Below are 26516 nucleotides of genomic sequence, written 5' to 3'. Positions count from 1 at the left end.
TTAATATTATTTTAATAAAAAAATACTGCGTTTCTTGGGCGACTCAAAAAAAATCTCAGGTAGCTGGTCGAACTAATAGTTTTTTACGTACTTCTCGATTTAAGAAATATCCGGTTACAATGGTCGCTAAAACGTCTGCAATTGGAAATGAAATCCAAACACCTAATTCTCCATAATAGTTGGGTAAAATTAAGAGTAACGGGATAAAAAAGAATCCTTGTCGTGAAAGTGTGAGTAACAAGGCGGGAATAGCTTTACCGATCGCTTGAAAATAAGCAGCTCCGATGAGTTGCAGAGCAATAATAGGCGTGGCGGCAAATACCCAGCGCATAGGTTCGGCGGTATGTGATAAAACAAAGTTATTGAGTGCGAGCTCTTTTGCAGACATGTCTTCGTTAGTACTTATGAAGAGAGAGGTGATTTCTGTCGGAAAGGTCATAAGACCAATAAACACTATAGTGGCAACTATTGAAGCATATAAAATAGCGGTATTGATACTTTCTCGTACCCGTTGAAAACGCAGGGCCCCGTAATTATACCCTGCTATGGGTAAAAAACCTTGCGTAACTCCAAAAACGGGGAACAGAGCGAACATTAACATTCTGCCAATAATAGCGTAAACTGCAACTAAAGCTTCTTGCCCAAGATCAAAAAGTATATTGTTCATCAACAGGTAGGTAATACTTACAACAGCCTGACGTGCCAAAGTTACGCCGCCCAAAGAAGCGATTTCAGAAACTATTGATCGATCTAAACGCAAATGACGAATGCTAATTTTAAGTTCTGAATGTTTTGAGAAGAAAAACCAGGCAATAAAACTAAAGCATAAAGTATATGAAATAGTAGTTGCCCAAGCCGCTCCATGCATACCCATATCCATGAGATTAATAAAAACATAGTCCATAAGCAGATTACCAACAGTAGGAATGATCATGGCGATCATAGCAAACTTTGGTTTTCCTTCTGCTCTAATAACCGTATTGCCCATCATGGCGAACCCAAGAATTGGCACACCGTATAGTACAATGGTGTAGTAGATTTTTGCAGGATCAAAAATATCACCTTTACCGCCAAATTGCGGAATGATATCATTTATAAAATAGAGTCCGACAATAACAAGAGAAATTGTACATATAAAAGTCAGAGTAATCTGGTTTCCAAACGTACGTAAGGCTTTTTCTTTTTGATTAGACCCAAGAGCTCTTGATATGATACTAGACCCTCCTATGCCGATAGACATTCCCAAAGCTGCGATAAAAAAAGATACCGGTAAGACTACATTAATTGCTGCAATAGCAATGGATCCTATCCAATTACCGACAAATATAGAGTCGATCAAAATGTTTAAGGACATGACTAAAATCCCGATTGAAGCCGGCAAAGCTTGTTTGATCAATAATGATCCTATAGGTTCCTGCCCGAGTGCTTCAGAGGAGACTTTTGCCATTATGCAAGTTCAGTTTTTACTTCAGCCCATTCATTGATCCATGAAGATAGTGTTTGCGCCCAATCATCCCGGTCGTTTAGGCAAGGAATCGTAGTAAATTCTTTACCACCAACCTCATGAAAAATTTCTTCTCCTTCCATAGCTATCTCTTCAAGTGTTTCCAGACAGTCAGATACAAAAGCCGGGGTAACAATTGCCATTTTCTTAACGCCTTGTTTCCCCATTCGTTCAATGGTGCGATCGGTATACGGTTGTAACCATGGATCAAAACCTAATCTTGACTGAAAGGAAGTAGAAAATGTATCAGGTTTCAACTGCAGTTCTTCGGCAACCAATCGTGTGGTTTCATAACATTGGTGTCTGTAACAGAATTGATGAGCTGCAGAGGCTGTTTGACAACAACTCCCGTCAATTTTACAGTGAGATTTGGTAACATCACTCTTTCTTATGTGACGTTCAGGTACGCCGTGGTAAGAAAACAAGAGATGTTCGTAGTCTAAGTTTTCTAATTGCTCGGCAATACTTTTAGCCAATACTTTTATGTAAGCTTCATTATTATAAAAAGGCGGTAGATCAGAAAAGCGCATATGAGGAAAAAACTCTTTACGTAATTCTTCTGCGAGCACCAAAATAGTTTCTGTAGTAGCCATGGCGAATTGAGGATAGAGTGGGACGATTAAAACCTCGTCAACACCCTGATCATTCAATTGTTGTAGACCATCTTTAATATTCATTTTTCCATAACGCATTGCTAATCCTATAGGGACATCACTAAAACTTGAAACTTTCTCTTGCAAACGTTGAGATAGTACAATTAAAGGAGAGCCTTCTTTCCACCATATTTTTTGGTAGGCTTCGGCAGATTTTTTAGGACGTGTGTTAAGAATAATGCCTTTAACTAATAAAGTACGTGCCCAGGTAGGTACATCAATAACTCTTGGATCCATTAAAAATTCTCCAAGGTACTTTTTTACGTCTTTGGGATCAGTACTATCCGGTGAACCTAGATTAACCAGTAAAACTCCTTTACTCATAGTTATTTTTTTAAGCTTCACAAAAATACGAACTTCGCAAGGTATGGCTTATAAAAATATCATAAGACTTTGTAATAGTGCAATAGAGTATAGCTTCTAAAATGTTTTTTGAAAACTCACAAAATTGCTTCGATCCTTATAAGAAATCGTTAAATACGGATAAAGAAAATCCAGCATTATCAATTTTTTAGTATTTTTAGGTGAACTTAAAAAGCAAATGATGAAACGTATAATTGTAGATGTCGAGAAAGATAAACTTCCGTTTATTCTTGAATTATTGAATCAGTTCGAGTTTGTATCTGTCATGGCTGATGCCGATGAGGATGCTAGAGGAATGTATGATTCTATTGTGTCTTTACAAAAAGGAATAGGGATCCCAAGTACTGAGTTACTTGACTAAAGATTACCCGAGATTCATGACATATTTTTTTGGTGTAGTGCCAAATTTCTTTTTAAACGCTGCTATAAAGTGGCTAGCAGTGCTATATCCAACTTTTAAGCCGACTTCGTTTACATTGTGTCCTCCGGTGGCAAGCAATTGTCTGGCGACTTCCATTTTATAATCAAATAGAAAACTATATACAGGTTCGCCATAGATTTGTTTAAAGCCCTCTTTCAACTTTTTTAATGGCAAACCAATTTCATTAGAGAGCTCTTGCAAGGTTGGAGGCTCAGACATGCGTGCTATAATGATATCTTTGGCTCTTCTTATTTTGAGAACGTTTTCCTCATCAACCAGAAAAGGACATTGCTCTATATCTGCATCTTCAGGACGATTGAAATATAGGCCGAGCAACTCATATACTTTTCCTTTTAAGTATAAGGTTTTGATTGAAGGATGTAAACTAAAATTCATAATCTGATTTAGAACGACAGACATCGATGGGCTTAAGTCACTATCAGAATAGTATTTCTTATCGCGATTACCTTCGCCTAAAAAAGGAATATAATCAGCTTCGGCGGAAAAAAGAGAATGAAATTTTTTAATAGAAATCAAAACAGAAATCAACCACGACTCTTTATCGATGTCAATGTTTAGCGGTAGATCCCGTTGTGGATTATAAAGAAGTAAGGCTTTATCTTCAGATAGACTAATAGCATAACTTCCATTGTTGAAATTAAATTTCATCGCACCTTTGATGCAAAAATGAAATTGGATAAAACTACTGTCGATTTCTCGTATAACTGTTTGATGATCAGCGGTCTCATTCTGGGATTTAAGTATGTAAAAACCCTCTTCAATTTTGATTTCTTCAAGAATCCCTGCAGCGTTATTTTTGAGTTCTATTTCCATAAAAATATTTTTTAATTTATTTAGAATTGATCTAAACTGTTGCAAAAGAAATAGTTTGTAACCCTACAAAAATAAGGAATTTTGGGCTTATCACGTGTGTAATGGACTAAAATAACGCTTGGCGTTATTAATAAAACCCTTGGCGTTATTTTTTATCAGGACAGTAGAATATTTTTGTGGTGGAAAAATTTACAACAATTTGGATGGAGCCTCACCTACGAGCTAAAGGAACAAATTTTTATACTATTGGTTTAAGCTATAAAAAAGCTGACGAAGAGATACGTGGTCATTTCAGTATCAATGAAGAAGCAAAGATAGCTATTTTAAAACAAGCAAAAGAAGAAGGTGTAGAAGCCTTGCTTGTAACCTCTACATGTAACAGAACTGAATTATATGGTTTTGCACAGCATCCCTTTCAATTAATTAAGTTACTCTGCGAGCATACACATGGTACGGTTGAAGAGTTTGAGAAAGTTGCTTACGTACATAAAAACGCTAAAGCAATTTCTCATTTGTTTAAAGTGGGAACGGGTCTGGATAGTCAAATACTTGGAGATTTTGAGATTATAAGTCAGTTAAAACTTAGTTTCAAAACTTCTAAGAAGATGCAATTGGCGAATCCTTTTATGGAACGTTTAATTAATGCTGTTATTCAGGCAAGTAAGCGAATTAAAAATGAAACCGAAATTTCTTCGGGAGCTACTTCTGTATCTTTTGCTTCAGTTCAGTACATTCTCAAAAATGTAACAGATATATCAAATAAGAATATACTTTTATTTGGAACTGGTAAGATAGGTAGGAACACCTGCGAAAATCTTATCAAACATACCAAAAATGATCACATAATATTGATCAATAGAACTAAAGGGAAAGCTGAAAAAATTGCAGGAAAATTCAATTTGGTAGTAAAAGATTATGCTAACATTCAGGCAGAAATTAAAAGTTCTGACATTATGATTGTAGCGACCGGTGCGCAGCATCCCACGATTTCTAAGCACCTCATACATGCAACCAAGCCATTATTGATTTTAGACTTATCAATTCCTAAAAATGTATCTGAAGATGTTCGCGAGTTATCTAACGTAACCCTAATACATTTAGATCATCTTTCAAAAATTACAGATGATACATTGGAACGACGAAAAAAACATATCCCTCATGCAGAAAAAATCATCGATGAGGTAAAGGTTGAGTTTGATAGTTGGTTAGAAACCAGAAAATTTGCACCTACAATAAAAGCATTAAAACATAAGCTGACCACCTTAAAAGAAGTTGAAATTGATCAACAGCGTAAAAAATTGGCAAACTTTAATCAAGAACAAGCTGATTTGATAAGCGATCGAATTATTCAAAAAATCACGAACCATTTTGCGAATCATCTCAAAGATGACAGCATCTCTGCAGATGACAGTATTGAATTGATTCAGAGGGTATTTCACTTACAAAACAGATAATTTTGACCAAAACGATACGCATCGGTACACGAGATAGTGAATTAGCACTATGGCAAGCTACTACAGTGCAATCCCAGTTAAAAGCATTAGGATATAAAACCGAGCTTGTTCCTGTGAAATCTACAGGAGATTTGGTGTTAGACAAACCCTTATACGAGTTAGGTATTACAGGAATTTTCACTAAAACATTGGATGTTGCCATGCTCAATGATACCGTGGATATTGCAGTACACTCCATGAAGGATGTGCCTACGCAATTGCCTCAGGGAATTGTAGAAGCAGCAGTATTACCAAGAGCAAATGTACACGATATTTTGGTGCATAAAGGGCTCGATTTTCTAGCAGATGAGGGTCTTATCGCAACGGGTAGCCTACGCAGAAGAGCACAATGGCTGCACAAATATCCAAAACACGAGGTTGTTGATTTGAGAGGGAATGTAAATTCCAGAATGCAAAAGTTGAAATCAAATACTTGGAACGGTGCTATTTTTGCCGCTGCGGGCTTAGAACGCATTAATTTGAAGCCTGATAATTTTATCAATTTAGATTGGATGATTCCGGCGCCTGCACAAGGTGCTATGTTGGTCGTGGCTAAGCAAGAGGATGCATATTGTCGCGAGGCGTTGGCAAATTTGAATGATGAGAACACACAGCAATGCGTCCAGGTGGAGCGCGAATTTCTAAGACGTCTTGAAGGTGGTTGTACTGCGCCGATTGGGGCACTTGCGCAGTTAGACGGAGAAACCTTAGTATTCAAAGGAGCCTTATTTAGTTTGGATGGAACGCAGAAGTTTGTCGTCGATAAAACCATCGCTATATCTGATAGTAAAGGTTTTGGTGCGCGATGTGCAGATGAGATTTTGACTAGCGGAGGAGCAGATTTAATGCGTTCGATTAAAAACACACTATCCACTTCTAAATAAATAGTATTGATTCTTCGCTGTGACCCTTCTATCAACTAAAATATTAACCCCTGCTCAAAAAGAATTATTGCTCGGTTCGGGACATGGATTAGTCCATTATGATGCCATTGCGATACAACCTTTAGCTGTTGAACTGCAACAAACCTCTTTGAAAAATGCGATATTTACGAGTAAAAATGCGATAAAAGCGATTTTAAACACAAATCTTACTATCGAAAACTGTTTTTGTGTTGGGAATACAACCAAAGAGCTTTTAAGTTTGCATGGTTTTAAGGTAGTCGAAGTTGAAGACAATGCACTACTGTTGGCACAGAAAATTTCAAATAGTTATGCAAAAGAAGCTTTTACTTTTTTTTGCGGAGATCTAAGAAGAGATGAATTGCCAAAGCATCTTAGGTTACAATCAGTAGCTTTTAATGAAGTAACAGTGTATAGAACTGAATTACAATTCAAAACTTTTTCTCGAACTTTTGATTGTATTTTATTTTTTAGTCCTTCAGGAGTACAGAGCTATATGAATACAAATAATGCAGGAAATGCTATTGCTTGTTGCATCGGAAAAACGACTGCCACAGCAGCCGAACAATTTTTTCAAACTACCATAGTTGCTAACAAAACTACGGTCGAAAATGTAATAGTCACTGCAATCAAGCAGTTAAAAATAAAAAATAATTAATATAAACACCGACACCTTCGGAAATAGTACGTTATGATAGAAAATGATTTATTTCTAAAAGCCTTAAAAGGAGAAACAGTATCACGACCCCCTGTATGGATGATGCGTCAGGCAGGGCGCTACTTGCCAGAATTTATGGCGATCAAAGAAAAGTATGACTTTTTCACCCGATGTCGTACCCCGGAGTTGGCGTCAGAAATAACGGTACAGCCGATCGATATTATTGGTCCGGATGCCGCCATACTTTTTAGTGATATTTTGGTGATTCCGCAAGCAATGAATATTGAGGTGGAGATGAAAGAAGGTGTTGGACCATGGTTACCTAATCCCATTCGATCCGTAAAAGATGTCGATCAGGTAATAGTGCCTGATGTACATGAAGAATTAGGTTATGTTATGGAGGCTATCAAAATGACGAAGGAGCGTTTAGCGAATCGTGTTCCGCTTATCGGCTTCGCTGGTTCCCCCTGGACCATCATGTGCTATGCAGTCCAAGGGCAAGGGTCCAAAAATTTTGATAAAGCTAAAGAATTCTGTTTTACACAACCTGTAGCTGCACATGCTTTATTACAAAAAATTACAGATACCACCATCGCTTATTTAAAAGCAAAAGTTGCCAGTGGTGTGGATGCCGTACAGGTCTTTGACAGCTGGGGAGGGATGTTAAGTCCCACCGATTATAAGGAGTTTTCGTGGCAATACATTCAGCAGATTATTGATGCCTTAAAAGACGAGACGCAGGTTATTGTTTTTGGAAAAGGATGCTGGTTTGCTTTACAGGATATGGCAAAATCAGGCGCTGCAGCTTTGGGTGTGGATTGGACCTGTTCGCCTAAAAATGCAAGATATTTAACCGGCGGCAATATCACCTTACAAGGTAATTTTGATCCTTCACGTTTACTTTCGCCCCCGAGCGAAATCAAAAAAATGGTAACACAAATGATCAATGAGTTTGGTAAAGATCGGTATATCGCTAACCTGGGCCATGGAATTTTACCTAATATTCCGGTAGCAAATGCTCGCGCCTTTGTAGATGCTGTAAAAGCCTATGGTGCGTAATGACCGCCTGGGAACTCATACGACGGTTTGACTTGAATCAATTGGTGCGTTTAGCCTGGTTAATGATGCGACATCCATTATATGTTTTTCCAACGTTGAAAGCAACGCAAGAAACCTTAAGAATTTGCAATAAGCGCTACGGTGATCTGCACCACAAAAATGGTAAGGCCAATGCGTTTAGGCATGCATTGTGGAACTTGCTACTTTGTAGATATGTCTATCAGAAGTCCAAAAACACAGAAAAAGCTGAAGGTTGGGCAGAACGTGTGACCGATTTACACGAACGCTTAGCTCCCAACGAAGAATTAGACACCGCTATGGACTTGCATAATAATAAGATCGGGCGGATGTTGTTTGCGGGGCATCCTATGCAAACTAGGACAGATGCAATTGAATCTTTACAACGCATGACTCAAGAGGCTAAACCAGTATCAGATGCCAAAAATATTGTTAACTTTGAAGGTGAACTAGTGTATATAGCATCTTAAAGTAATTGTATGATTAAACAATTTTTTAGCGGAATATCGGCATATGGCAACGCGTTAAACCTGTTGTCAAAGCTCAAGTTATGGAAATATTTCTTTGTTCCTATTCTAATTAGTTTTTTTACTGGAGCGTTGTTTTTTACCGCTGCATATTTCGCATCAGCTCCGATAGGAAGATTTATTGCCAAAGCATGGATTTGGGAGTGGGGTGCAGAAGGATTTTTATCGGTCAGTACTTTTATCGGCGGATTGTTGGTTTTTGCAGTGGGACTTATTCTCTATAAGCATGTGGTGATGGCTTTATCTGCACCGTTTATGAGTCCGGTTTCTGAAAAGATAGAAGCCTACATGACGGGGACTGCTCATCATAATCACCGTAAAACATCGTTTGCAGCACAACTTATTCGTGGCTTACGAATCAATATGAGAAACTTACTGAAGGAATTATTGTTTATGATCCCTTTACTCATACTTAGTTTTATACCGGTGATTGGTATAATAGGAACGTTCTTGATTTTTATCATGCAAGCGTATTATGTTGGTTTTGGTAATATGGATTATACGATGGAACGGCATTTCGGCTACAAGGAAAGCCTACGTTTTGTGAAAAAAAATCGAGGAACAGCCATGGGTAATGGCGCTGTTTTTATAGCGATGTTGTTTATACCGGTGCTGGGATTTATCATTACCTTACCAATAGCCGTAGTTGCAGCTACTACCGAGATGGTCAAACTGTTACAAAAAGAAAACCTGATTAACATAGCCACAAATACTACGGTGGATACACTACAAAATAAATAGAAAAGCAATTAAAAAGGAGGATGAAAGAACGATTTTATCAATACATTCAAGATTTACAAGACACTATTACCTCACAACTTGAGCAACTCGATGGTGTAGCCAAATTTAAAGAAGATCTATGGGAACGACCGGAAGGCGGTGGCGGACGTACACGTGTTATTGAAAATGGTGCTGTTTTTGAAAAGGGTGGGGTTAATATTTCTGGTGTACACGGAGCCTTGCCTCCGGCTATGCAATCGTATTTTAAGGTAGGAGATCTTGATTTTTTTGCTTGTGGTTTATCGTTGGTGCTGCATCCAAAAAACCCGATGGTTCCCACGGTACATGCGAACTGGAGATATTTTGAAATGTATGATAAGTCAGGAACTATTGTGGATAGTTGGTTTGGTGGCGGACAGGATTTAACGCCTTATTATTTATTTGATGAAGATGCAACACATTTTCATACTATTTGTAAGACTGCTTGTGATGCGCATGACCCTGATTTTTATGCAGAATATAAGCAGAAGTGCGACACCTATTTTTATAATCCTCATCGAAGTGAGGGCAGAGGTGTAGGCGGGCTATTTTTTGACTATTGCAAAGCGACAGATAGCATGTCAATGGAGCAATGGTATGATTTTGTAACCACAGTTGGTGACAGTTTTCTGGAAGCTTATATTCCGATAGTAGAGCGACGTAAAGAACAAGCCTATACAAAAGAGCAACGGGATTGGCAAGAAGTACGCAGAGGACGCTACGTGGAGTTTAACCTAGTGCACGATAAAGGAACCTTATTTGGTCTTAAAACAAATGGTAGAATCGAAAGTATTTTAATGAGTCTGCCACCACGGGTGCAATGGCATTACAATCACCACCCGGAACCGGGGAGTGAAGAAGCCCGATTGGTTGAAGTGCTTACAAATCCTCTGGATTGGGTGTAAGTGTCTTCTATTAAATAAAATCAGGGCTTTTTACTATTATGGAAATTTTTTTAAGTAAAGGCAAAGCCTCTTGTCTTTGAGCGTAATCTTTTATTTTGAAATATTTTCTTTTGTAGGTTTTTGTTAAGGTTAAAACATTCAGTTTTGTTAATTCGCAAATTACAGGAATTTTTCGGGGCTAGATTATTTTTTTCATTTGTGATTGATTTAAGTCCATATCATTACTTCAGGATATCCGAAGTACTAATGTATTTTTTACTAAAAAAATCCAAGTTTATGCTTACTCAAATATAAAAGAAAAATCGCTAAACCTTTGCTTCATAGGATATAGTCGACTGCATCTATATCACTTGGAGGTTTTTAGAATAACTTCAAACTTAAAATGATTAATAACCTTTCACAAACCTTCTTTTGCCTCAAAACTACGAATGGCGGTGTCAGGTTCCATGAATTGTATGGAGGTTCCATAGATTGGGTTTATCTATAGATAGATATTCAGATTCGATGGTGTAATTGTCTTTTATGTGTCCTGACACCCAATTTTACAAAGTTTTCTACAGTATTATTTTCATTTTACAAGTTAACAGTACTATACGCTATAATAATCGCTACTATTTCAGTCAAAAAAAATGGTCAAAGGGAGAGCGAAAATATCAGATCTGTACCATCCATGGTATCAATAGTATAAGGACACAAAAACTTATGAAATACTCAGAATTTGTTTTGTCCTAAAATTAAAGATGCCTAAACAAAATTAAATGCGTGTTAGAATAAATTGTTTAATTTTTTGGTAATCTGGTTAATCAAAATGATCTAGTGTAATGATCAAAATACATTTTTACCTTAAAAGTTTTAAAAAAAAGCTACAGGTATCCCGTAATTGTAAAAAGGGATAGTTATTCTTTTGATTATCAGTGCATACACGAAAATATTTCTAAATGTTTTAAGAACCCTAGTATTTTCATAGGTTGACACCCGATATGATATTCTAGAATAACCATGTTTTTTATTTTTATTAAAAATTCAACAAAAACGCCAAATTGTTAAATATTATTCACTAAAAATGTTTTATGTGTGATATGTTGATAATTTCGTTAATTTTAGTTAACACAAATTTAAAACTCATACACTTATGAAAAAAATGTACTTCTTTGTCTTATTAAATCTATTTATAGGGCAGTCGATACTTGCACAAAGTATCATGGATGGTGTCGTTCAAAGCCATTTCAACAACGTAACAGCTAAATCGGCTATGACAGCCGAAGATGTCTCAGAATGGAAAGTGACCAATGTAGTCCCTTCTCTAAACCCTGAAATTCAGCATGTATATGTACAGCAGTATTATCAAGGGATCCCTATCCAGTATGCAACTTATAAGCTTACTGTTAAAAACAACGATCAAGTCACATGGGAGATTGATCAATTTGTAAAAGGCTTAAAATCGAAAGTTACTACATCAAGGAGCTCTTTTTCGGCTGAAGGAGCCATTATGAATGTAGCAAAAGCTCATAATCTAGGCTCGCCCAAGTTATCAAGGTCAATGAGCAGATCAAATGATGCTTTTGTTTATGAAGATTCTGGAATTTCTCTAGAACCTATAAAGGCCAAGCAGGTTTATCTCAAAAATGATGATCAACTAATATTAACATGGCATGTTAGCATATACGAGAAGGATGGTCAGCATTGGTGGAATGCCAATGTAGATGCATCTTCAGGTGAAATTTTATATACTGAAGATTGGGTGATCACTTGTAATTTTGGCACGCCAGATCATGAAATACATAATCATGATGAGTCTGTACTATTGGATAATAACTTTCCAACAGTTCCGACCGAAGCAGAAGCAACCGCAGCACTTGCTCCCGATTCCTATAATGTATACGCAATGCCAATAGAAAGTCCCAGTCATGGTAACCGTTCTGTAGTAACCGATCCGGCAAACTCCAGTGCATCTCCATTTGGATGGCATGATACTAACGGGAGTGCAGGGGCAGAATATACCATTACTAGAGGTAACAATGTTTGGGCGCAAGAAGATAGAAATGGAAATAATGGTACAGGATTTTCTCCGGACGGAGGAAGTAGCTTAGACTTTAATTTTCCAATAAATCTTACCCAAGCACCTGCAACATATGATGATGCTGCAATAACAAATCTTTTTTATTGGAATAATATCATGCACGATGTTTTTTATCAATATGGATTTAATGAAGCGAGTGGAAACTTTCAAGAAAACAACTACGGAAAAGGTGGTGTAGGAGGTGACTCTGTAAATGCAGATGCGCAAGATGGAAGCGGAAGTAACAATGCAAATTTTGCAACACCAGGTGATGGTGGTAATCCAAGAATGCAAATGTTTCTTTGGACGAGCCCAAATCCTGATAGAGATGGCGATTTAGATAATGGAATTATTGCCCACGAATATGGTCACGGTATTTCTATAAGATTGGTAGGGGGTCCATCTTCTAACACTTTAGGAGGTTCTGAACAAATGGGTGAAGGATGGTCTGATTGGTTTGGTTTAATGCTTACGATGAAAGCTGGAGATTCTGGAACAGACTCTAGAGGAATAGGTACATATGCACTTAATCAACCAACAAATGGAGACGGGATACGCCCTACTCCATATTCTATTGACAGATCTGTCAACAATACAGACTATGCAGATATAGGAGGATTAGCAAGACCTCACGGTGTTGGATATGCGTTCGCTACTATATTATGGGATATGACTTGGGGTTTAATTGATGCCAAAGGATTTGATCCTGATTTTTATAATGGAACAGGTGGTAACAACATTGCTATGGCTCTAGTCATAGAAGGATTAAAAAATACAGCAAACAATCCTGGATTTGTATCTGGTCGAGATGGGATCCTTCAGGCGGATCAAGATTTATATGGTGGTCAATATTCATGTATTATCTGGAAAGCATTTGCTGAGCGCGGTGTGGGGCAAGATGCCGATGAAAATAATAATGGCGGTAGTAATCAACAAACTGACCAAACAGTATCTTTTGTTAATCCTTGTGATGGCGGTGGACCTGGACCAGGTGGAGATGAGTGTTCTGGAGATGTAGCTTCATTTCCATACAGCGAGAGCTTTGAAGGAAATATTGGTGTCTGGTCTCAAGCATCTGGAGATGATTTAGATTGGACTATAAATTCTAATAGTACTCCATCAACAGGAACAGGACCTAGTAGTGCTGCTGATGGCACTTCTTATATTTATGTAGAAGCTTCTGGAAACGGAAATGGATTTCCTAATAAAAGAGCTATTTTAAACTCACCGTGTTTGAATTTCAGCGGATTATCTACACCAGTATTAAGCTTCCAATACCATATGGTGGGTAATGCTGTAGGTACGTTAGCTGTAGAAGCCAGAACGGATAATACAGGAGATTGGACCAGTGTATTTACTAGAACAGGAGCGCAAGGAGCTGGCTGGAATACCGCTAATGTTGATCTTTCTGCTTATGCAGGAAATGCTAGTGTACAATTGCGTCTTAATACCGTTACCGGAACGAGCTGGCAAGGGGATGTAAGTATCGATGATTTGAGTATTTCTAATGGAAGTATTGTCCCGGATCCAACGTGTGAGTCGGTTAATTTTAATAATTTTAGTATCACTTCGTTTGCTACTCAGGATGCGGCGGGTAATTTCTCAATTGTAAATTCTGGTAATGGATTATCATTATCTAACAACACTTGGAAGTATATTGCTCTCAATTATACCGTCACTGCAAATACTGTGATAGAGTTTGATTTTAGTAGTACTTCTCAAGGTGAAATACATGGAATTGCTTTTGAAAATGATAATACCTTGACTTCTACAAGGGTAATCAAAGTTCATGGTACTCAGAATTACGGAATAACTAATTATGACAATTATTCTGGCGGAACTACCACATATATAATTCCAGTAGGTAGTTTCTATACAGGAAATATGGATCGATTAGTGTTTATTAATGATAATGATGCAGGATCAGGAAATAATTCAACCTTTACTAATGTTAAGATCTATGAAGGGTCATGCGGCGGATCGGCTGCTGTAGTAGCAGATTTCGGACCAAAAACTCCGATATACGGAGACGAGGATGAAAACGACATGGATGGTTTCACTATTGCTCCGAACCCACTTAAAAGAGGGGGGATGTTGCAGATTACAATGGAAAATCCTAAAACTGCTAAAAACTCTTATTCAATAATGAATTTGTTTGGACGAATAGTTGCTAGAGGTACATTGAATAGTAATAGCACTATTGATGTTGGCAACCTTAAAACTGGAATGTATTTACTAAACATTCAGGGAGAAACCCAACGATTTATAATAGAATAGATTTAACTTTTAAATTCATTAAGAAGACCGCCTAAAAAGGCGGTCTTCTTTTTTTTACAATACTTTAGATTGATAATCTGGAAAATATCAGATCAAAATAAACGTCTTACGAAATACTTGGGGTCATTTTGAATAGAAACCAGTGGGTGTCTAAACTCTACAAACCCTCGGTAGCCTCAAAACTACGAATGGCGGTGTTGGGTTCCATGATCGTATAGCCGTTCCAAAAATCGGGGTCGTATTTAGATAGATATTCTGGTTCAATAGAATAGTCTTCTTTCACTTCTTGATACTGCGTATCATTGATGGATGTATTGCTAAAAATTACAAGCTCGGTCTTTACCAGTTGCGACATCCCTACATCAATGCCCAGAGACAACTCATTTTGTTTTCGTTTTCCCTTAACATGCTTATTTTTTTCGATTATTTTGAGAGGTCGATCGATGCCAAAAATATTTCCCTGATACTTTTCTAGAAATTTTATGTGGTATTTATGATCCGTTTCTTTGGAGAAAATCGTTCTTCCTTTATATACATTTTCCTTATAGCTTATACCTAATAAGCCAAAACTTTTCAATGTTTTGGTGTTTTCATAATCGATACGCACAACGGCAAAATCCTCGGTGTTTATATAAAGTGTCCCTTTGAAATCAGCTCTTCTACCCGGGTTAAATTGAATTACATATACACTGTGCCCATCGATGATAGAGTAGTCTGTCAATTCAAAATCATAGCGTCCGGACTTGTGGAGTATATCCAATTTTGAATCTTCGTTATAGAGTGTGTTTTTAAAGATAGATTTGAGGTTGCTTTTTTGATTGGAAACATATTCTTTGTTGTCGTCTTGCTTTTCCAATTCAGTTTTTACTTGCTTCGCTTCTTCACTTGCCTTTAGGATTGAGTCTACTTGCACTTTGGTGCCAAAAAAGAAACCGGATTTGATTTTCAAATAAGAAGTTGGTTTTACGTTTTCCTTAAAGATTTGCTCTACCTTCTTTCCAAGCGCTTCAAAAGAGCCTTCATTGTTTTTGTCGTACAGCTTTGCTGCTTTGATGATCGTCAGTTTTTCATCATCCTTGCTCTTATAGAAATCTCCAAGAACCTCGCTATAAAACTCGGATTTCTTCGGTAATAATGCAACTACGCTATCAAGAAATTTTTTATCGAACTCCTCTATAGTTGATTTTTTAAAATCAATATTCATGTGTCGTACTTTACCAAAGTCAGATTTTCTTAAGAAAAAACGTTTTTGACTGAGATCATGGGTGTAGTTTTGCTCCAAATTTTCTTTGACTTGCTCTATAATTTCATCAACGGTCAACTTTTTATTAGATACAAATGCACCATCTAATGCTATGGCTTGGGGCCGAATATAAATAATGCTATCGGTCAGTGCAGCTAAAGCAATACCTCGTCTTTCATACCCCATAGACGACACATACATGGAGTCTGTCTTGGTTCCATACGCTTCTGTAGCTAAACTAAACCGTCCTTCCTCATTGGTATATACACCCTGATTTTCTGAGGTTTGAATCGTAGCGTACGGGACAGGTTGCTTGGTGGTTTCATCAATTACAGTGTAAATGGTACTTTGAGCAAAACTCGAAACTACCGGAATCAAACTTAGGAATATAAATATTGGTAATCGCATAATAATGGTTGATTTACTTAGATGTCTTAAAGAGTACTTTAATTAAGACGCTTCATATTTTGAATTATTACATCAGGAATCGTACTAATTAATAAAACCGCAATAAGAACAGCGCATTCTTATCACGGTTTTATCTGCTAAATAATTGAATTTTTTTGGTTTCTTATAATCATACTACTTTAGTAATCACTCCTCTATATTCTGTAAATTGTCCTCTGAGTCGCGATCGATCAATTTATTATAGGGATCAATACCTGCCCGTAATGGTTTTTCCTTTGTTTTTACAACGAAGGTGTTTTCTCCCGGCTGTAGCCATTTACGTTCCAGATAGTATGGATTTTTCAAAGTAACATCGAGCGTGTCCTTAATATCCTCTCCGAATAAGCCTATCTCGATATAATTGGCTGTGGAGTCTACATATTTTTCTTTACCTGAGTCATTGTAATAAATCTTTTTAGAATCTACGGTGAAGGTTGTTTCATAGAAAGCATTCGGTAGCTTTTCAGTCTTCGCTGAAGTGACTCTGTTTTCATATAAAACAATTTCGTTGAAACCATCGTCTACCAAATATTTTAAAGAATCCGGAGTAATAGTACGAATGGCGGTGTATAAGTCCTGAGAAGTTGGATACACTCCTTTTCTATAGTATTTAAATTCATCTGTGAATTTTTTCAAGGCATCGTTCATTCTTTTTTCACCGATGACGTCTTGTAAATGATACATGATCATAGATCCTTTGCGATACCAAATATGTTGACCGGTTTCTACATTTAGCAATGTGCGTTCAGGTTTAAAACTGAAAGATCTGCTACGCAAATAATCATCAAGTGAGTATTTAAGGAAATTTTTGATACCATTTTCTCCATATTTCTGTTTCATCGTCATAAGCGAGGTATACTCAGCCAGGGTCTCAGAAATTATATTGGCTCCCGATGTTTTACTTGGTGTAACGAGATGTCCCCACCATTGATGTGCAACTTCGTGAGTGGTTACTCTAAAGGCGTAATTAAAATCTTCGGCTCTATCGAAATCTGCCGCAAAACCGAAATCTTCAGAATATGGAATGGTTGTAGCAAATGACTGTGCAAAAACTGAATGCGCAGGGAACTCTACAATTCGCAAGACCGAGTTAGGGTATTCCATAAAGTTTTCTGAACAATATTGCAGCGCTACTTTAGTTCCTTCGATAAAGTGTTTTAGATTTTTTTTATGTTTGGGAGAATGATAAATTTCTATTGCGACTTTTTTCCCACTGGGAGCGATCCACTCTGCACGCTCAATATCGTAGCTAGCGGACACTACGTTAAAAAACAAATCCGTTTCTGACTCTAGCTTATAGTGATAGTATGCACGATCCTTCTCGGTCCATTGACGATGCAATTTGCCCGGAGCAATAGCAATCTGATCAGCAGTTGTACTTACGATAGCTTCAAAGTTGATATAGTTTGCATCCTCATTAAATAAATTCTTTTTAGTAGCGGCAGAATCGCTTCTGGGAGGAAGGAGATAATCGAGTTTTTCTAAACCATGTTTTCTACGTACCCCGTTATCCACTAAACTACGGTCATAATGAAATCTAGGAAAAATTTGATTGTTTAAAAAGGAACCGTTGTGGAGCACCTGTGTTTCCATTTCGTTAGCAAAACCTTTAGTCTCTGCACTGACTTCCAGAATCAATTTGGCAGTAGCAGAAGGCAATAATGCTTCGGGGAGTTTGTACAGGAATAAGCGATACACCGAGTCGCTGTAGACTGGTTGTAATTCTTTACCGTTATATAGTATTTTTTTCAGTGTTGTATGCATATTTGGATACTGCATCTCAAGCAACAACGTGTCAATTACCTTAGTTTGATCTGTATTGGTAATCGTATATTCACCTCGAGCCTTGACACCTCTTTCTTCCGGATAAATGTCGATATAAGCTTTGAGATCAGTCACGATTGGATGCACCTGACCAATGTATTTGGCATATTTTTTTTCGGCATCGGCACCCGTTTTGTCACCGTATGTACTAGAATTAATGGTGTTAAGTACTTTCAAATTGTAATAAGAATAACCGGCTACTGCGACAAATAAAAGGAGGGTTACAGAAAACATCAAAATCGTTGGTGCGGTAAAACGTTTTTTAGCAAGAACCATTCTTTCTTTAAACGATGCATGAAATCCGCGTGTCCAGAAAAGTTTACCAACAATCATTAGTATTGTGGTAGCCAATACCCAATATAAATTAAGCCAGCTTACACCCACTAAGTAGTGACCAAAGCCATTGAGATCACTAATAAAAAACGGAGTGGCTCCGGTAAAAATTAGCATCGGATTGGTGCTTTTGAACGCGAGTGTTACCAATAAAGGCAAACCGATATACAAAGCAATGACGACAAAATGACCTAAGAATTTATTGTTGACCAATACATGAATAAAAAATGCAAGTAAGACGGTCATGACGAATCCGGGAAAAATCAATACAAAATTATACACGAATTGCATACCAAGCTCATAGGTAAAATATCCGTTAATCGTTTGATATAAAACCGCAATAACTATGTTTATGGTGGTTAAAAGTACCGCCGTGCTTAATAAAGCAATGATTTTTGAAAAATAGAGACTCCCGTCACTTATAGGGAGTGCATCGTAAAACACAAACGTTTTATTTTTGCGGGTTCTATGAACAGCTTCTCCAGAATAAATGACAAGGATGATGATAGAGAGTAATGATAGGCCTCCAGAGATATACATTACCACATAACGTGTTAATGGTAAGTTTGGAGTACCATAGGTTTCATTCCCCTTATATACGGTAAATAATGCTACGATAATTCCAATAATCAACAGTATAAGAAACACAGGATCTTTTAGAATGGAAAGTGTCTCAATTTTACTTAAAGAAAGGAGGTTTTGGCGTTCACTTTTTTTGTTGAAATGCTGTGAAATATTAGTAACCGCTTTAGGAACTATTGCGGACGACAGTTTTTGTTTTTTTTGTTTTGCAGATTTTAAGAAGGTTTGATAATTAAATCGAAATAAAGTTATTAAAAAGAGAACTATTGCGACACTTAGCCAGAGCATTCTATTAATTAAAAACTTACCATATATCGGAAGTGAATTTGTGTTAAGTTCATTGATTGACCAATATTTTTTCACCAAACTAAAAGCCCTTCCACCAAAGGGATCCAGATAGATACTCAACCATTGATTGTCAAGATTCGATAGTAAGTCTCCAGAGATGCTGTATAAAAGAAAAAGAACGATACCTCCCAAATAGATAATCGGCATCTTTTTAAAGAAGGCCATCAAACTAAAGAATAATGACCCAATCAATAAGGCATTAATTTGCAAAATAAAAACAAATGGTAAAACATAAGAAGAGAAGTCGAATGCTGTATACGATCCAAAATCAGGGCGTTCTAAAAATGCTCCAATCCCGAAACCAATAACAGCGCCAAATACAATCCCGACATTTACCAAGGATGCTATAAGATAACTCCCTAAAAAACGACCCCAAATATACGATGTGGGTTTGATAGGAAAGGTGAAATAAGTTTCTGCAGTTTTATGTTCTGCATCTCTATAGACGGGAACCCCCATAATAGCAGCATAAAAGAAAATGGCAATAACCGAAACAGGAACCAGTACACCGGTAATATTGTTTGGACTATTAACAAACTCTGCCGTTGCAGATTGTTCAAAAGCCGCAAGTAGTGCCGCAATCAGTGCGCCTAATGAGAAATAAATCCAGGTTGCGGGCCTGCCCAGTCGATATTGCAGTTCAAAATTTAATGTTTCTTTCATTTTAAACTGTTTTTAAATGTTTCTGATTAATGCTATAGAAGTAAAAATCTTCTAAATCATTGGGAATACGCTCAAAACCATCTTCGGGATGTGTTTCACTATAAATATTAATATTAAGCTGTCCACCACGTAAATAGTTTGTTAACACATTGTAGTTGGATTCATAGTGGGATAATTCTTCTTTGGCGATATGTTTTTTATACACTTTTCCGTTCAGCCTGTCAGACAAATCTTGAGGATTGCCCTGAACCAAAATCTTCCCTTCATTAAACACCGCCATGTTCTGACAAAGATTAATGACATCGTCGACAATATGAGTGGATAGAATAACGACTGCATTTTCTCCCAATTCGCTCAACAGATTATGAAAGCGATTACGCTCTAATGGATCTAAACCAGCAGTTGGTTCATCAACAATTATCAACTTAGGATTACCTAATAAGGCTTGTGCTATACCAAAACGCTGACGCATTCCACCGGAAAAATCTCCTAAATTGCGATTTCTAAAATTGTATAAATTGACTTTATTGAGTAAATCACCCACATATTCTTTTCTTACTTTACTATCCGTAATACCTTTCACTTTGGCAATATGATTAAGCATCAATTCTGCCGATACTTTAGGGTACACTCCAAAATCCTGTGGTAAATACCCTAGTACCTTACGAAGAGCTTCCGGATTTTTAAAAACATCAATACCATCAAAGTGAATAGTACCCGAATCAGCTTGCTGCAAGGTGGCGATGGTTCTCATCAAGGAAGATTTACCCGCTCCATTGGGACCTAAAAGACCGAACATTCCTTTTTTCAAGTGTAAATTTACATTGTTCAGTGCTTGCGTGCCATTAGGGTACGTTTTGTTCAAATTGGTTATTGTAAGCATAGTTGAGATTATTATTGTCTTTTTATAAGTAGTCGTAATGTACATTTTGTTACAATCTATATTTTGCAAGCGTTATAACTCAAAGTTTTAGCCCCCAAAGTTTTTAGACGTGTAGGTTTGATTCCCAAAGCGCAGTATAAATTTACGTCCGAAATCTTAAGATATATCAGTATCTTTACACTATAAAATTAGAGCAAAGGTATGCAGCAATTACGCAGAAACAGAAGATTGAGAACCAATGATGCTATTCGTTCTTTGGTAAGAGAAAATGCGATAACTCCCAATGATTTTATTACCCCTCTTTTTATTGTCGAAGGTAAAGGTGTAAAAGAAGAGATAGCTTCTATGCCAGGCTATTACAGATATAGTTTGGATGGTATTGCATCCGAAGTTAAAACCTTACAAAGTCTAGGACTCAAAGCAGTGTTGCTTTTTGTTAAAGTGGCGGATAATTTGAAAGACAATAAGGGAACTGAAGCATTAAACAGTAATGGGTTAATGCAACGTGCTATTAAAACAATTAAGGACTTAGCTCCCGACATGTTAGTAATGACCGATGTAGCACTAGATCCATATTCTTCTTATGGACATGATGGAATTGTTGAAAACGGCTATATTACCAATGATCCTACCTGCGATGTGTTGGCAAAAATGGCACTTTCTCACGTACAGTCCGGAGCAGATTTTGTGGCACCAAGTGATATGATGGATGGTAGAATTCGTGCAATCCGAGAACTTCTGGAACAAGAGAAATTTGTTAATGCGGGTATTATGAGCTATAGTGCTAAGTATGCTTCTTCCTTTTATGGACCCTTTAGAGATGCATTAGATTCTGCACCGGGCTTCGGAGATAAGAAAACCTATCAAATGGATTTTGCTAATCGCGATGAAGCCATCAAAGAAACTTTAATGGATATTCAAGAAGGAGCAGATATTGTTATGGTGAAACCGGGATTGTGTTATTTAGATATTGTACGGGATATCAAAGAAGCAGTAGATGTACCGATAGCGGTTTATCAGGTAAGCGGTGAGTATGCGATGCTCAAAGCTGCTGCAGAAAAGGGGTGGTTAGATCATAACGCAGTGATGATGGAACAAGTTACAGCAATAAAGCGTGCAGGAGCGACTATGATAGCGAGTTACTTTTCAAAAGATATTGCTACCTTACTGGGATAATTAATAAATTATGTAGACATATGGAAAATAAAGATAGATTGTATCAATCCTTTGGAGAATTACTGTATGTAGCTGCGATGGAGGATGGAGTAATCAATGAGCGTGAGATTTTGACCTTAGAAGAAATTTTAATGGAGCATCCTAAAGGAAAAGAAATTAAATGGTCATTTGATTATGAAAACGAACATCATTCAGATATTAACGCCTTGTATCGCAAGGTAATCGAGGTATTTTCTGATCATGGTCCCGATGAAGAATATGAATTCATGCATTATGCTCTAACAAAATTGGCTTTAGTCAGTAATCACGTCAATGCTGGCAATGATTCAATAGCGACAAACTTTAGCACTGATTTATTAAATCGTTTTACTAAAGATGCAGAAAGTATCAAAGATAATTTTCAATCTTAAAAAGCTAATCGTACCTATGAGCATAAAACCATTATTGTTGATGTTACTTTGTTTATCCCTGTTTGTATCGTGTCAACCTGCCAAAAAAGAAAAGGAAACCATTACAATTGGTAAAAAAAGTTCTTCCCGCACTGCATTTGATAAGGGAAAAGAGATTTTTATGGGCAAAGGGAGATGTTTTACCTGTCACTTGACGGACAAAAAATCAATTGGTCCCAGCGTACATAAAATTATGCAGGTCTATAATGAGCAAAATGGAAATTTGGTTGCTTTTTTAAAACAAGACGCCGAACCTATAGTTGAACCGGAAAATTATGCTGTTATGAAAACAAATTTTGCGATTATAAAGCATTTTTCCGAGGAGGAATTATCCAATCTTGAGACCTATATGAAACAAGTTTCAGCGAAAAAAAGTACACCATAGTTCAAGTAACCGTAGGAATTATCTTAATTTTAAGGACAAATTATAATTTAAAATGGATCTTTGTAGATCTAAAACCATACTTTTCTGAAGTATTTTAAAATACATTTATTTCGTATAGCCGACTTTTATGACTTTACTTATAATTTACGCAGTAGTATCTATTATGTTCTCCTTTTTATGCTCGGTTTTAGAAGCCGTGCTATTAAGCATAACCCCGACATTTATTAGTATTAAAAAGAAAGAGGGAAAATCATATGCCGAAACACTGGAGCGTCTCAAAAAAGACGTAGATCAACCGCTAATTGCAATTTTGACCATAAATACCATAGCACATACTGTAGGTGCCATTTTGGTGGGGGTTCAGGCAGAAAAATTACCTTATAAATTTGAAATATTGGGGGTCAATGTAGTTGGAGTGGTCTCAGCAATTATGACTTTTTTGATATTGGTCGTTTCAGAAATTATACCAAAAACAATAGGAGCCAGCAAATGGAAGTTGTTAGCAAACTTTACCTCAAAAGCGTTAACTCTTATGATTATTCCTCTGCGATACACCGGTATTCTTTGGTTGCTTCAGCTGACTACAAAAATTGTGGGAGGTAGTGCACATCACGGATCTGTGTTGAACCGAGAAGATTTTACAGCAATGGCTGATATAGCACACGAAGAAGGTGTTTTTGAAGAATCAGAGTCAAAAGTCATCAAAAATTTGCTCACATTCAAAGAAGTTTTCACTAAGGATGTCATGACACCACGAACAGTGATGAAATTGGCCAGTGAGGATACCACCATCGAATCATTTTTTAATGAAAATCAAAATCTAAGATTTTCAAGAGTTCCGGTATATCAAGGTAAGAGCGACAACATAACCGGGATGGTGTTAAAAGATGAGGTGTTTAAAGAAATGGCCAATGGTAACGGAACCAAGACCTTAGGTGAAATTAGAAGAAATATTTTATATACTGAGCGTAATTTACCGATACCAGAGTTGTTTAATCGTTTGATAGAGAGTAAGAATCACATTGCTTTAGTCGTAGATGAATACGGTTCAGTAAGCGGAATTGTTACTATGGAAGATGTTATAGAGACACTGTTGGGATTAGAAATTGTTGATGAGAGTGATGTTGAGCACAATATGCAGGAGTTAGCGCGACAAAACTGGCAAAAAAGAGCGAAGAAAATGGGGATCATTGATGAAAATGAATCCAAAAAGTAAAAGATATTATACAACACTTGAAACTCCGCTAGGTAAAGCCTATTTAATGGGTGATGCTATAGGGCTTACTGCGTTTACCGTAGGAGAAGTTGTATCTTCTGATCTTTGTAATAAGAAATTACCTCCTTATTTTGATAAGGCTATAAAACAAGTGAAAGAATACTTCGATGGACGACGAAAAACCTTTGATTTGCCATTACATCCGTCGGGTACTTCGTTTCAAAAAAAGGTGTGGGCAGCATTATCTAAAATTCCATATGGACAAACGGTCAGTTATTTGGATGTCGCAAAACAGCTCGGTGATCCCAAAGTAATTCGCGCTGCGGCATCAGCAAATGGAAAAAACCCTCTATGGATCATAGTTCCCTGTCATCGGGTAATTGGATCAGATGGTTCGTTGACCGGATATGCCGGAGGCTTATGGAGAAAAAAATGGTTGCTAGAGCATGAAAGTCCCTATACACAACAACGATTGTTCTAATTGTTGAGGAGTACAAAAATATTTTCATACATTAGTGGAGCAAATACCCTGAAGGGCTCAATTATAAAATTTCATGAAAGTATTTAAGCGTATCATCAAAGGTTTTTTGATTACTGTAGCAATCCTTTTAGTACTGCTATATGTTCTTGACTATGACTATATCATAAAAGGGGTTCGTGTTGTGTATATGACCGGACATACGACTGCTTTTATTGATGATTATCCACACTTTGATAACCGCACTATCAAAACAGCTGAAACAATTAAGGAGATACCGCAACATCAGTATTACAATTCTATTTTGCCTTCAGAACGTTTGGATAGTACGCACGCTGCTTTGGGAACTACCTCTTTTTTAATCTTAAAGAATGATAGTGTTTGGCATGAGTATTATGCTCCGGGATATGATAGTTTGTCTCGAACGAATTCTTTTTCGATGGCGAAAAGTATTGTGACTGCCTTGTTGGGGAAAGCAATTATGGATGGACATATTAAAAGCCTTGAACAGCCTGTAGGTGATTTTTTTACCGAGTTTTCTGAAGGGACAGCAGCACAGATGACCGTAGGAGATTTATCCTCAATGGCGTCAGGTTTGGATTGGACTGAACATTATACAAGTCCGTTTTCTATTACTGCAAAGGCATATTATGATACTAACATACGAGAAGTTATGCTAGATCTGGACGTGATAAAAACACCCGGAGAGGCTTTTGAGTATTTAAGTGGAAACACGCAATTATTGGGAATGGTGATAGAAAAAGCGACCGGACAAAATTTGTCCTCCTATCTAAGTGAAAGTTTTTGGAAACCTATGGGTATGAGCCAAGACGGGTTGTGGCAGTTGGATAGTGAAGATAGCGGTATGGAAAAGGCATACTGCTGCATTGCCAGTACAGCTAGAGATTTTGCAAAATTTGGATTGTTATTTCAAAATGGAGGTACTTACGGGGGTCAACAACTGTTACCTGAAGCTTTTACCGACAAAGCGATTCAGCCCAGATTTGCTGATAGCGCTATGTATGGCTACGGATTTTGGTTGTCAAACCATCTTGACAAGAAAATTTTTGTTATGCGTGGTATTTTAGGACAGTATGTAATATCTATACCTGAAGAAAATATCACGATTGTACGCTTAGGACATCAACGATCAGAATTTAAGGATGGTAAATCGTTTACCAGAGATTTTTACATTTATTTGGAAGAAGCTTTAAATATGTTGATTGATGTTACATAAATTAAATTTAGAGCATATTCTTTTTCTTGATATTGAGACAGTTCCCCTGCATGAAGTTTTTGATGCATTAAGTCCGGAAATGCAATATTTATGGAGTGAGAAAACAAAATATCAACGTAAAGAAGATTTTACACCTGAGGAGTTTTATGAAAGAGCTGGGATCTGGGCTGAATTTGGTAAAATTGTCTGTATTTCAGTCGGATATTTTTCAGATGTTGGGGATAACAGGAGTTTTAGGGTTACCTCTTTTCACAATGAAAAGGAAGAAGAGCTTTTGGTTGAGTTTAAAAAGCTGTTAGAATCACATTTTAACCGTCCGCAACATCTTTTATGCGCGCATAACGGTAAAGAGTTTGATTTTCCTTATATCGCAAGGCGAATGTTAATCAACGGAATTTCATTACCCGCTAAGTTGGATCTCTTCGGTAAAAAACCTTGGGAAGTACCTCATTTGGACACCTTAGAATTATGGAAATTCGGAGATTATAAACATTATACATCTCTCAAATTACTCACAAATATATTGGGTATTCCTTCTCCCAAAGATGATATCGATGGAAGTCAAGTAGGTGAAGTATATTATAAAGAAAAGAATCTGAATAGAATTGTAACCTATTGCGAAAAGGACACGATAGCTGTGGCCCAGATCATACTTAAGTTGAGACAGGAAGCCCTCTTGCGGCCTTCAGAGATCACAACGATTTAGCGATATCAAATTTACTCTGTAGGTTATATAGAAGGGCACTTTCTTGTTTTCTTCAAAAAAAAATCCCTTGGAGTATATACTCCAAGGGATTTCATGACTAAAGAACCTTATAAA

Annotated in this window: 22 protein-coding genes; 16 read left to right on the top strand and 6 right to left on the bottom strand. The window is 37.0% G+C overall.

The window, feature by feature from the left end:
- Positions 1–55: 55 nt before the first annotated feature.
- Both ACJRPK_RS01455 and hemH read right to left on the bottom strand, forming a co-directional pair.
- Entirely contained in the window at positions 56–1447 is a 1392-nt protein-coding gene (locus ACJRPK_RS01455) for an MATE family efflux transporter (protein ID WP_407138103.1), read from the bottom strand.
- Positions 1447–2481 (bottom strand): ferrochelatase, encoded by a 1035-nt coding sequence (gene hemH / locus ACJRPK_RS01450; protein ID WP_407138102.1) that lies wholly within the window; start codon positions 2479–2481, stop codon positions 1447–1449. Before hemH ends, ACJRPK_RS01455 begins: the two co-directional genes overlap by 1 nt.
- Positions 2482–2701: 220 nt before the next feature.
- Between hemH and ACJRPK_RS01445 the strand changes: the two genes are divergently transcribed.
- A complete protein-coding gene (locus ACJRPK_RS01445) occupies positions 2702–2881 on the top strand; it encodes a hypothetical protein (RefSeq protein ID WP_407138101.1) in 180 nt (59 codons plus the stop codon).
- 3 nt (positions 2882–2884) lie between these two features.
- On the opposite strand, the gene ACJRPK_RS01440 is transcribed toward ACJRPK_RS01445, so the two are convergent.
- Positions 2885–3775, bottom strand: coding sequence for a helix-turn-helix transcriptional regulator (locus tag ACJRPK_RS01440; protein ID WP_407138100.1), 891 nt, complete (start codon positions 3773–3775; stop codon positions 2885–2887).
- Between the two features lie 203 nt (positions 3776–3978).
- On the opposite strand from ACJRPK_RS01440, the gene hemA reads away from it, so the two are divergent.
- The 8 genes from hemA to ACJRPK_RS01400 all read left to right on the top strand — a co-directional run bounded on the left by hemA (position 3979) and on the right by ACJRPK_RS01400 (position 14432).
- A complete protein-coding gene (hemA, locus tag ACJRPK_RS01435; RefSeq protein ID WP_407138797.1) occupies positions 3979–5229 on the top strand; it encodes a glutamyl-tRNA reductase in 1251 nt (416 codons plus the stop codon).
- Between the two features lie 2 nt (positions 5230–5231).
- Complete coding sequence (gene hemC / locus ACJRPK_RS01430) at positions 5232–6152, top strand: hydroxymethylbilane synthase (protein ID WP_407138099.1); 921 nt, start codon at positions 5232–5234, stop codon at positions 6150–6152.
- Positions 6153–6171: 19 nt separating this feature from the next.
- Complete coding sequence (locus ACJRPK_RS01425) at positions 6172–6828, top strand: uroporphyrinogen-III synthase (protein ID WP_407138098.1); 657 nt, start codon at positions 6172–6174, stop codon at positions 6826–6828.
- Positions 6829–6861: 33 nt separating this feature from the next.
- The gene (gene hemE, locus ACJRPK_RS01420) at positions 6862–7887 is read left to right on the top strand and encodes a uroporphyrinogen decarboxylase (RefSeq protein ID WP_407138097.1); all 1026 of its coding nucleotides are present in this window, start codon (positions 6862–6864) and stop codon (positions 7885–7887) included.
- Positions 7887–8375 carry a DUF6973 domain-containing protein gene (locus ACJRPK_RS01415; protein WP_407138096.1) on the top strand — a complete coding sequence of 163 codons (489 nt, stop codon included), beginning with the start codon at positions 7887–7889 and terminating at the stop codon, positions 8373–8375. Before hemE ends, ACJRPK_RS01415 begins: the two co-directional genes overlap by 1 nt.
- A gap of 9 nt (positions 8376–8384) precedes the next feature.
- The gene (locus ACJRPK_RS01410) at positions 8385–9173 is read left to right on the top strand and encodes an EI24 domain-containing protein (RefSeq protein ID WP_407138095.1); all 789 of its coding nucleotides are present in this window, start codon (positions 8385–8387) and stop codon (positions 9171–9173) included.
- A gap of 20 nt (positions 9174–9193) precedes the next feature.
- On the top strand, positions 9194–10096 hold the full coding sequence (gene hemF, locus ACJRPK_RS01405) for an oxygen-dependent coproporphyrinogen oxidase (protein WP_407138094.1): 903 nt from the start codon (positions 9194–9196) through the stop codon (positions 10094–10096).
- A 1132-nt stretch (positions 10097–11228) separates the two neighbouring features.
- Entirely contained in the window at positions 11229–14432 is a 3204-nt protein-coding gene (locus ACJRPK_RS01400) for a M36 family metallopeptidase (protein ID WP_407138093.1), read from the top strand.
- Between the two features lie 157 nt (positions 14433–14589).
- Here the strand turns inward: ACJRPK_RS01400 and ACJRPK_RS01395 are convergent, their stop codons facing one another.
- The 3 genes from ACJRPK_RS01395 to ACJRPK_RS01385 all read right to left on the bottom strand — a co-directional run bounded on the left by ACJRPK_RS01395 (position 14590) and on the right by ACJRPK_RS01385 (position 20755).
- Entirely contained in the window at positions 14590–16083 is a 1494-nt protein-coding gene (locus ACJRPK_RS01395; protein ID WP_407138092.1) for a carboxypeptidase-like regulatory domain-containing protein, read from the bottom strand.
- Between the two features lie 186 nt (positions 16084–16269).
- Entirely contained in the window at positions 16270–19872 is a 3603-nt protein-coding gene (locus tag ACJRPK_RS01390) for a M1 family aminopeptidase (RefSeq protein WP_407138091.1), read from the bottom strand.
- A 1-nt stretch (position 19873) separates the two neighbouring features.
- Positions 19874–20755: an ABC transporter ATP-binding protein gene (locus ACJRPK_RS01385; RefSeq protein ID WP_407138090.1), complete on the bottom strand. Its 882-nt coding sequence runs from the start codon at positions 20753–20755 to the stop codon at positions 19874–19876.
- Between the two features lie 201 nt (positions 20756–20956).
- Here ACJRPK_RS01385 and hemB point away from each other — a divergent pair, with 201 nt between their 5' ends.
- From hemB to ACJRPK_RS01350, 7 genes are all read left to right on the top strand, one after another.
- Positions 20957–21931: a porphobilinogen synthase gene (gene hemB, locus ACJRPK_RS01380; protein ID WP_407138089.1), complete on the top strand. Its 975-nt coding sequence runs from the start codon at positions 20957–20959 to the stop codon at positions 21929–21931.
- A 20-nt stretch (positions 21932–21951) separates the two neighbouring features.
- Positions 21952–22341: a TerB family tellurite resistance protein gene (locus ACJRPK_RS01375; RefSeq protein WP_407138088.1), complete on the top strand. Its 390-nt coding sequence runs from the start codon at positions 21952–21954 to the stop codon at positions 22339–22341.
- 16 nt (positions 22342–22357) lie between these two features.
- Positions 22358–22765, top strand: coding sequence for a c-type cytochrome (locus tag ACJRPK_RS01370; protein WP_407138087.1), 408 nt, complete (start codon positions 22358–22360; stop codon positions 22763–22765).
- Between the two features lie 127 nt (positions 22766–22892).
- Positions 22893–23981, top strand: coding sequence for a CNNM domain-containing protein (locus tag ACJRPK_RS01365; RefSeq protein ID WP_148781821.1), 1089 nt, complete (start codon positions 22893–22895; stop codon positions 23979–23981).
- A complete protein-coding gene (locus ACJRPK_RS01360; RefSeq protein ID WP_407138086.1) occupies positions 23959–24462 on the top strand; it encodes a methylated-DNA--[protein]-cysteine S-methyltransferase in 504 nt (167 codons plus the stop codon). The genes ACJRPK_RS01365 and ACJRPK_RS01360 overlap by 23 nt, the downstream gene beginning before the upstream one ends.
- A 73-nt stretch (positions 24463–24535) precedes the next feature.
- Positions 24536–25696: a serine hydrolase domain-containing protein gene (locus tag ACJRPK_RS01355; protein ID WP_407138085.1), complete on the top strand. Its 1161-nt coding sequence runs from the start codon at positions 24536–24538 to the stop codon at positions 25694–25696.
- Positions 25686–26402, top strand: a complete 717-nt coding sequence (locus ACJRPK_RS01350; protein ID WP_407138084.1) for a 3'-5' exonuclease — start codon at positions 25686–25688, stop codon at positions 26400–26402. The genes ACJRPK_RS01355 and ACJRPK_RS01350 overlap by 11 nt, the downstream gene beginning before the upstream one ends.
- Positions 26403–26516: the final 114 nt, after the last annotated feature.

Origin of the sequence: Aquimarina sp. 2-A2 (genome assembly GCF_045505135.1) — a bacterium.
GTDB classification, from domain to species: Bacteria; Bacteroidota; Bacteroidia; order Flavobacteriales; family Flavobacteriaceae; genus Aquimarina; species Aquimarina intermedia.
This window is presented reverse-complemented; position numbering and strand designations above follow the sequence as displayed.